The organism is Cesiribacter andamanensis AMV16, from assembly GCF_000348925.1.
Taxonomy (GTDB): domain Bacteria; phylum Bacteroidota; class Bacteroidia; order Cytophagales; family Cyclobacteriaceae; genus Cesiribacter; species Cesiribacter andamanensis.
Window position 1 is genome coordinate 1 of record NZ_AODQ01000187.1, and the last position, 6,691, is coordinate 6,691.

The window sequence follows — 6,691 nt, forward strand, 5'->3', positions numbered from 1 at the left end:
TTCAGGTCTCCTCCTATACGCACATGCTGGGCATCTTTGCGCAGGCGGGTGCCGCGGCAGTCGGGGCAAACGGTGCGGCCCCGGTAGCGGCTCAGCAGCACGCGGTACTGCACCTTGTGCAGCTGGGTGTTTACCCACTTAAAGAAGCGGTTGATCCCCTCAAAATAGCTGTTGCCATCCCAGAGCAGCTGTTGCTCCTCAGGCGTAAGCTCGTTGTAGGGGCGGTGGATGGGAAAATCGAAGCGGATGCCGTTGCGCAGCAGGGGCTGCAGCCAGTCTTCGCGCTTGCCCTCGCTGCGCCAGGGGGCAATGGCCCCTTCATATACGCTCAGGCCTTTGTCGGGAATAACCAGGTCGGGATCAATGCCCAGCACCTGCCCAAAGCCCTCGCAGGTTTTGCAGGCGCCATAGGGGTTATTAAAAGTAAAGAGGTTTACGCTGGGTTCCTCAAACTGAATGCCATCCAGCTCAAAGCGGTCGGAGAAGGGATGGCGGCCGGCCTGGGGACCATCGCCGATCACCTCAACTAAACAGTCGCCGTGGCTCTCATAAAAAGCCGTCTGCACCGAGTCGGCCAGGCGAAACTGCAGGTCCTCATCCTGAGGGTCGGTGGCGGCCCGGTCGATGAGCAGGTCAAACTGCAGGCCGGCCAGCTCCTTTTCGGGCAGCTCGGTGAGCTCTTCGATCTCGCGCGTTTCGCCATTGGCCATGATGCGGGTATAGCCCTTGCTGAGCAACACCTTCAGATCGGCCTGCAGGCTGCGCTCGGGGTGCCGCACAAAGGGGCAGAGCACCAGAAAGCGCGTGCCCTCGGGCAGGCTGTTGAGGAAGTCTACCACGCTGCTGACCGTATCGCGCTGCACCTCCTGCCCGCTTACGGGCGAGTAGGTGTGGCCAATGCGGGCAAAGAGCAGCTTGAGGTAGTCGTAAATTTCGGTGGTGGTGCCTACGGTAGAGCGGGGGTTTTTGGTACTTACCTTTTGCTCAATGGCAATGGCCGGCGATACGCCGCGGATGTACTCCACCTCGGGCTTTTCCATACGGCCCAGAAACTGCCGGGCGTAGGAGCTGAGGCTTTCCACATACATGCGCTGCCCTTCGGCAAAGAGGGTATCAAAGGCCAGAGACGATTTGCCCGAGCCCGATACGCCCGTTACCACCACCAGCTTGTTGCGGGGAATGGCCACACTCAGGTTTTTGAGATTATTGACGCGGGCGCCCTTGATGATGATGTACTGGCGCGGATCAAGCTCGTCGAGGATATCGGAGGCAGGGGATACTGCGGTTGGTTGCTTCATAGATAGTGCAAAAATACAAAAAAATGAGCAGAGGCTCAGGGGTATAACACTGGAGTGTAAAGGGAAAGTTTTAGGGGCTGTTGGAGAACGGAAAACTTTTTCTAGCTTTGGCATAACAATACCCCCTTATTCCATGCGTACCCATTTTATCCTCTTTTGCAGCCTTTTCTGGGGCTGTTTGCTATCGGCCAGTGCTCAAAAATGGCAGCTTTCGCTGGAAGCGGGTGGGCAGCACTCGTTTATCCCAGCGTATACGCATATGGCCGATCGGCAGCCCTGCCCACCTAGTTCAGGCTATTGCAGCATTACGGCTACCAATGATATTGCATATACCTATCAGAACAGGCCAGCGGGATATGTAAAGCTGAACCTGGGGTATAGGAGCAATGAGCGGCTGCAGGTTTACCATAGCCTGGGCTTCAGCCTGCTTCGGTTTCAGCCTACAGTAAGCGAAACTTCATCCGGCGAAAACCCCACCTCCTATTGCTATGAGCGGGATGAAAATGGGAATTTGATTGCTGTTCCCTGTGATGACAACAACACGCTACGCTATTCCGATAGCCGAAGCGGCCGAACCAGCGTGCTGTACGCCCTACAGGAACTGGGTGCCAGCTATCAGCTGCTGGCCCGCTTTTCGGTACAGGCCGGCTTTGATCTCTCCTACAAACTGTACTCCCAGCTCTATGCTCCCGAGATGTACTACACACCGGGCAGCAGCTGGGAAGATCCGGGCGAATATTATTTCGAGATGGAAAAAGACCGGAGCGGGACTGGCTTTAGGAGTGTGCTGCTAGGGGTCCATACCGGTATTGCCTATGAGCTTACCGATCGCTTCTCCCTTTCCCTGGCTCTGCAGCACAGCCTGAGCCCGGTATACAATGGGGAAGAACGTATCGGAAAAGGATATGAGAGATCCAGGGCCAGCCAGCTTCGCCTGGGGGTACGGTATACGGTAAGAAGCTGGTAGTTAAGGAGCTGCTTGCAGAAAAGTTCCGTTGCCATCCCCTTTCACAAAATTTAATTTCCTAAATTCCTGAGTTCACAAAAATATGGCAGGAAAATTGTGCTGAAAATCAGGAAAAAAAGCTGTTTTTTTTGCCAGCAGCCTGATAGCGAGGGTCCTAAACGTTAAGAACTGTTAATTCTTATATAATCCCTTACATCTCTTGAAGATTTTAGTGTGATTCCCTATATTTGGTTAACGAGCAAACCCTTCTCGAAATATTTTATTCCTTAAACCTCTAAAACGATACTATGGCTTAAACCTCTACGTTAGCTTAACAGACAATTACATGAGTAAAAGTGCATTGAACGACAGTCAATTAGTGCTGTTGTACAAAAATGGCAACGAAGAGGCTTTTAAGACGTTAGTAGAACGTCATAAGTCGAGGATTTACACAGCGGTTTACCTTATTGTAAAAGATAGCGAAATAGCAGAAGACCTCCTGCAGGATGCTTTTGTGAAAGCCATCAATACCATACAATCGGGCCGCTACAATGAGGAGGGAAAATTCCTTCCCTGGATATTGCGCATCGCGCACAACCTGGCCATTGACTACTTCCGGAAACAGAAGCGCTATCCTGTTATCAATATGGAGTATAGCAACCCTGTTTTTAATACGGTGGAGTTCTCCGAAGGCACCTATGAGGATGAACAGATCCGGCAGGAAACACATACGCTGCTCTACCAGCTCATTGCCGAGCTGCCCGATGCCCAGCGCGATGTGCTCATCCGCCGGCACTTCATGCAAATGAGCTTTCAGGAGATAGCCGACGCAACCGGAGTAAGCATCAATACCGCCCTGGGTCGTATGCGATATGCGCTGATCAATCTTAGAAAAAAGATGGAAAGCAATAATATCGCCTATGATCAAAACCTTTACCCCGGATGATTTGCTCAGGTACCTCTATGAAGATACCAGCCCTGCTGAAAGCATAGAAATCAAACGCGCGCTCCAGTTTGATGAGCGCCTGCAATACGAGTGGCAACAGCTGCAAGCCGATAGGCAACAGCTCGATACCCTGCTTCTGCACCCCTCAGAAGCCGTTACCAACCGCATACTGGACTGGGCCGGCGCCCTTAACATGGCCGGGCTCAGAAACTAATACTGTTTGTATACCTACCCAAAACAGAAAGCCTGCAGTGTTCCTGCAGGCTTTCTGTTTTTGTATGGGAGGGAGTAGGTATGGCTTATTCCCGCTGGCGGTAGCTCACAGCCCCGCCCAGCACAACTACAAGGCCAAGACCGGCCAGCACCAGCGGAAAACCACTGACGGCTTTTTTTACGGAGGCACTGCCGCTGTCTACACCGGCAGAAGAAAGAGGATCGATACGGTGCCCGGTTAAGCTGTTGTCTTCCACCACCTGCTCGGTAGTGGCAACGCCAGAGGAGGAATGCATTTTTTGCTCACAGGTCGTGTACAAAAAACCCAACCAGACCATGGCCAGCCCCAGCACAAAAATTACTATGTAAATTTTACGGGTACTCATGGGAATGTCTCCTTAGAATAATACAGCACCTCACTGGCGCCATACCTTCAATACGATGGTTGGTTTTGAAAAGGTGCAAGTGCAGGGCCGTTTTTTATCTGCGCTTTCCAGAGACAGCAGCCGGCCGGCCGGCAAAACGGGCTCCTGCGGGCCGAATAGGCTGATTTTTGCCTATCTTTGGTGCATGCAGAAAAAAGATCGCTATAGGGCTTTTCTGGACTACTTTACCACCCACAGCCCCGAAGCCGAAACCGAACTGGCCTACGGCAATCCCTACGAGCTGCTGGTGGCCGTAATCCTGAGCGCCCAGTGTACGGATAAGCGGGTAAACCTGACCACCCCTGCCCTTTTTGCCGCTTTCCCTACACCCGAACACCTGGCGGCCAGCCATTTTGATGAGCTTTTCCCCTACATCCGCAGCATTTCCTACCCCAACAACAAGACCAAGCACCTGCTGGGCATGGCCAAAATGCTGGTAGAGGAGTTTGGCTCGCAGGTGCCCTCCGATGTAAAGGAACTGCAGCGCCTGCCCGGTGTAGGACGCAAAACGGCCAACGTTATTGCCTCCGTTGTCTACAACCAGCCTACCATGGCCGTCGATACGCACGTATTCCGGGTAAGCAAGCGCCTGGGTCTGGTGGCCCAGAAGGCCAAAACCCCGCTGGAGGTAGAGCTGGAGCTGATCCGCCACCTGCCAAAGGCTGTAATTCCGCAGGCGCACCACTGGCTGATCCTGCACGGACGCTACATTTGTCTGGCCCGCACGCCCAAATGCGGGGAGTGTCCGCTTACCCACTTCTGCCGCTACTTCGAAAAGAATGTAAAGCCCCAGACCCTATAGCCCATGTGTGGCATCGCCCTCATACTGGCCACCGACGGACCGCTGGCAGCCCGCTCCCCTCTGCAGACGCCCTTGCAGCAGATGCTCAGCCGGCAGCAGCACCGCGGGCCCGATAGCCAGGGAGAGCAGTACCTGCCCTGGGGCAGCGGCCTGCTGGCCATGGGCAGCAACCGCCTGCGCATTCTGGACCCCAGGCCCGCCGCCGACCAGCCCATGGAGCGCCAGCTGGGAAGCAAGAAGGGGGTGCTCAGCTACAATGGGGAACTCTATAACTATACCGAGCTGCGCAACGAACTGCTGCGGCTGGGCTGCGCCTTTAGCAGCAGCTCCGATACCGAAGTGGTGCTCTATGCCCTGCTGGCCTGGGGCAGGAGTGCACTGGTTCGCTTTCAGGGTCAGTTTGCGCTGGCCTTCTGGCAACAGCAGGAGGACCAGCCCCCCCAGCTGCTGTTGGCACGGGACCGCTGGGGCCAAAAGCCGCTCTATTACAGCCAGCAGCAGGGCACTTGGCTGGCCGCCTCTGAGCTGCAGGGCCTGCTGGCCAGCGGCCTGGTGCACAAAGCGCTACACCAGGAGCAGGTGTTCCACTACCTGCGCTATAAATACGCTGCCCGGCCCCATACCTTTTACAGGGGTATACGGGAGCTGGAGCCGGGCCACAGCCTGCTGCTGCAGCCCGGCGCCGACCCCCTGTTGGAGGGCTTTGTACCGCCTGCCCCCACTGCCTCGCTGCCAGAAAGTGACCAGGGGGTACTGGATACGGTTGAAGAATTGCTGATAGACGCCCTGCTGGCCCAGCTGCAGTCCGATGTGCCCGTGGGCCTGTTTTTGAGCGGCGGGGTAGATTCTACCCTGCTGCTGGCCCTGCTGCGCCAGCATGCGGCCTGGCAACTGCCCCGCTGCTTTACGCTGGGCAATAGCGCGCAGGAGGCCCGCTGGGGCACCCGCGATTTTGAGTGGGCTGCAAAAGCTGCCCGCCAATACGGGGCCTACCACCACCCCCTGGCCCTGGAGGCCGATGCGCTGCTGGGCCGCTTTGGCGAACTGGCCTCCCGCCAGGACCAGCCCATAGGCGATGGGGCCTGGCTGCTCACCAACCTGCTGAGCGAATTTGCCACCTCGGGAAATTATGGAGCTGATGGCGCTGCCCAGGGGGTGAAAGTGGTGCTAAGCGGTGCCGGTGCCGATGAGGCCTTTGGGGGTTACAACCGCCACGGGGCCTTTGCCTGGTACCTGCGCAACCGCAACTGGCTGCTGCCCCTGTTTCCGCTGCTGGAATCGGCCAGCGGGCTGTTCCCGACGGCCCTGCCCCTGCCGGGACGGGCGGGCTGGCAGCTTGCCAAAAAATTCAGCCGCAACCTGCGGGCCGATCCCTACCAGACCTATCTCAACTTTACCAGCCTGGCCCTGCTGCCCCCTGCCGAACGCGGCCCGGCCGAGCGCGGCCCGGCCGAGCGCGCCGAGCCGCAGCAGCCTCCCGACTGGCTGGCCTGGGCCCTGGAGCATGACCGCCACTACTACCTTACCTCCGATGTACTGGCGCTCAACGACCGGGCGGGCATGCAGTGGGGATTGGAGCTGCGCCAGCCCTACCTGCACGAACCCCTTTGGGACTTTCTGGCCCGGCTGCCGGCCCACCATTTGCTGAAAGGGGGTAAAAAGTGGATCCTGAAGGCCCTGCTGGAGCGGCATGGCGGTAAGGCCTATGCCCAGCGGCCCAAACAGGGCTTTGGCCCCCCTTTTGGCGGCTGGGTACGGGGAGGGAAAGACCGAAGCCCTCTGGCAGTGGCTGCAGCAGGCGGATCATCCCCTCGCACCCCCTGCTACCCCCTGCCGTCACACAAGAGCTGCTGCAGACCCACAAAAGCGGCCGGGCCGATTACAGCCAGGAGCTGATGGCCATTGCCCTGCTGGCACACTGGCTGGAGGATGGGTTTTAGCATGCCTTAGCGGAATCCCAGTAAGAGATAGTGTTCTCCAAAGGGATAGCAAAGAAGTGTTTCCCCCTTGATGCGTAGTCTTGATGCGTAGTATAGTAAAAGTAACTTGCGGTACGATAAT

6 protein-coding genes and 1 pseudogene are annotated in these 6,691 nt (G+C 56.7%); 5 read left to right on the forward strand and 2 right to left on the reverse strand.

What is annotated here, in order from left to right; all coding sequences use genetic code 11:
- Nucleotides 1–1,298, reverse strand: a pseudogene (locus ADICEAN_RS19875) (excinuclease ABC subunit UvrA); the annotation flags it as partial.
- Nucleotides 1,299–1,431: 133 nt separating this feature from the next.
- Here ADICEAN_RS19875 and ADICEAN_RS19880 point away from each other — a divergent pair.
- The 3 genes from ADICEAN_RS19880 (at nucleotide 1,432) to ADICEAN_RS19890 (ending at nucleotide 3,404) form a co-directional block, all read left to right on the forward strand.
- The gene (locus ADICEAN_RS19880; protein WP_009197462.1) at nucleotides 1,432–2,265 is read left to right on the forward strand and encodes a hypothetical protein; all 834 of its coding nucleotides are present in this window, start codon (nucleotides 1,432–1,434) and stop codon (nucleotides 2,263–2,265) included.
- A 325-nt stretch (nucleotides 2,266–2,590) separates the two neighbouring features.
- Nucleotides 2,591–3,190 (forward strand): RNA polymerase sigma factor, encoded by a 600-nt coding sequence (locus tag ADICEAN_RS19885; RefSeq protein WP_009197463.1) that lies wholly within the window; start codon nucleotides 2,591–2,593, stop codon nucleotides 3,188–3,190.
- Nucleotides 3,165–3,404, forward strand: coding sequence for a hypothetical protein (locus ADICEAN_RS19890; protein WP_009197464.1), 240 nt, complete (start codon nucleotides 3,165–3,167; stop codon nucleotides 3,402–3,404). Before ADICEAN_RS19885 ends, ADICEAN_RS19890 begins: the two co-directional genes overlap by 26 nt.
- Nucleotides 3,405–3,489: 85 nt before the next feature.
- Here the strand turns inward: ADICEAN_RS19890 and ADICEAN_RS19895 are convergent, their stop codons facing one another.
- A complete protein-coding gene (locus ADICEAN_RS19895; protein WP_009197465.1) occupies nucleotides 3,490–3,789 on the reverse strand; it encodes a hypothetical protein in 300 nt (99 codons plus the stop codon).
- Nucleotides 3,790–3,973: 184 nt separating this feature from the next.
- On the opposite strand from ADICEAN_RS19895, the gene nth reads away from it, so the two are divergent.
- Together nth and asnB are read left to right on the forward strand one after the other, a co-directional pair.
- Complete coding sequence (gene nth / locus ADICEAN_RS19900) at nucleotides 3,974–4,630, forward strand: endonuclease III (protein ID WP_009197466.1); 657 nt, start codon at nucleotides 3,974–3,976, stop codon at nucleotides 4,628–4,630.
- A gap of 3 nt (nucleotides 4,631–4,633) precedes the next feature.
- The gene (asnB, locus tag ADICEAN_RS19905; protein WP_009197467.1) at nucleotides 4,634–6,526 is read left to right on the forward strand and encodes an asparagine synthase (glutamine-hydrolyzing); all 1,893 of its coding nucleotides are present in this window, start codon (nucleotides 4,634–4,636) and stop codon (nucleotides 6,524–6,526) included.
- Nucleotides 6,527–6,691: the final 165 nt, after the last annotated feature.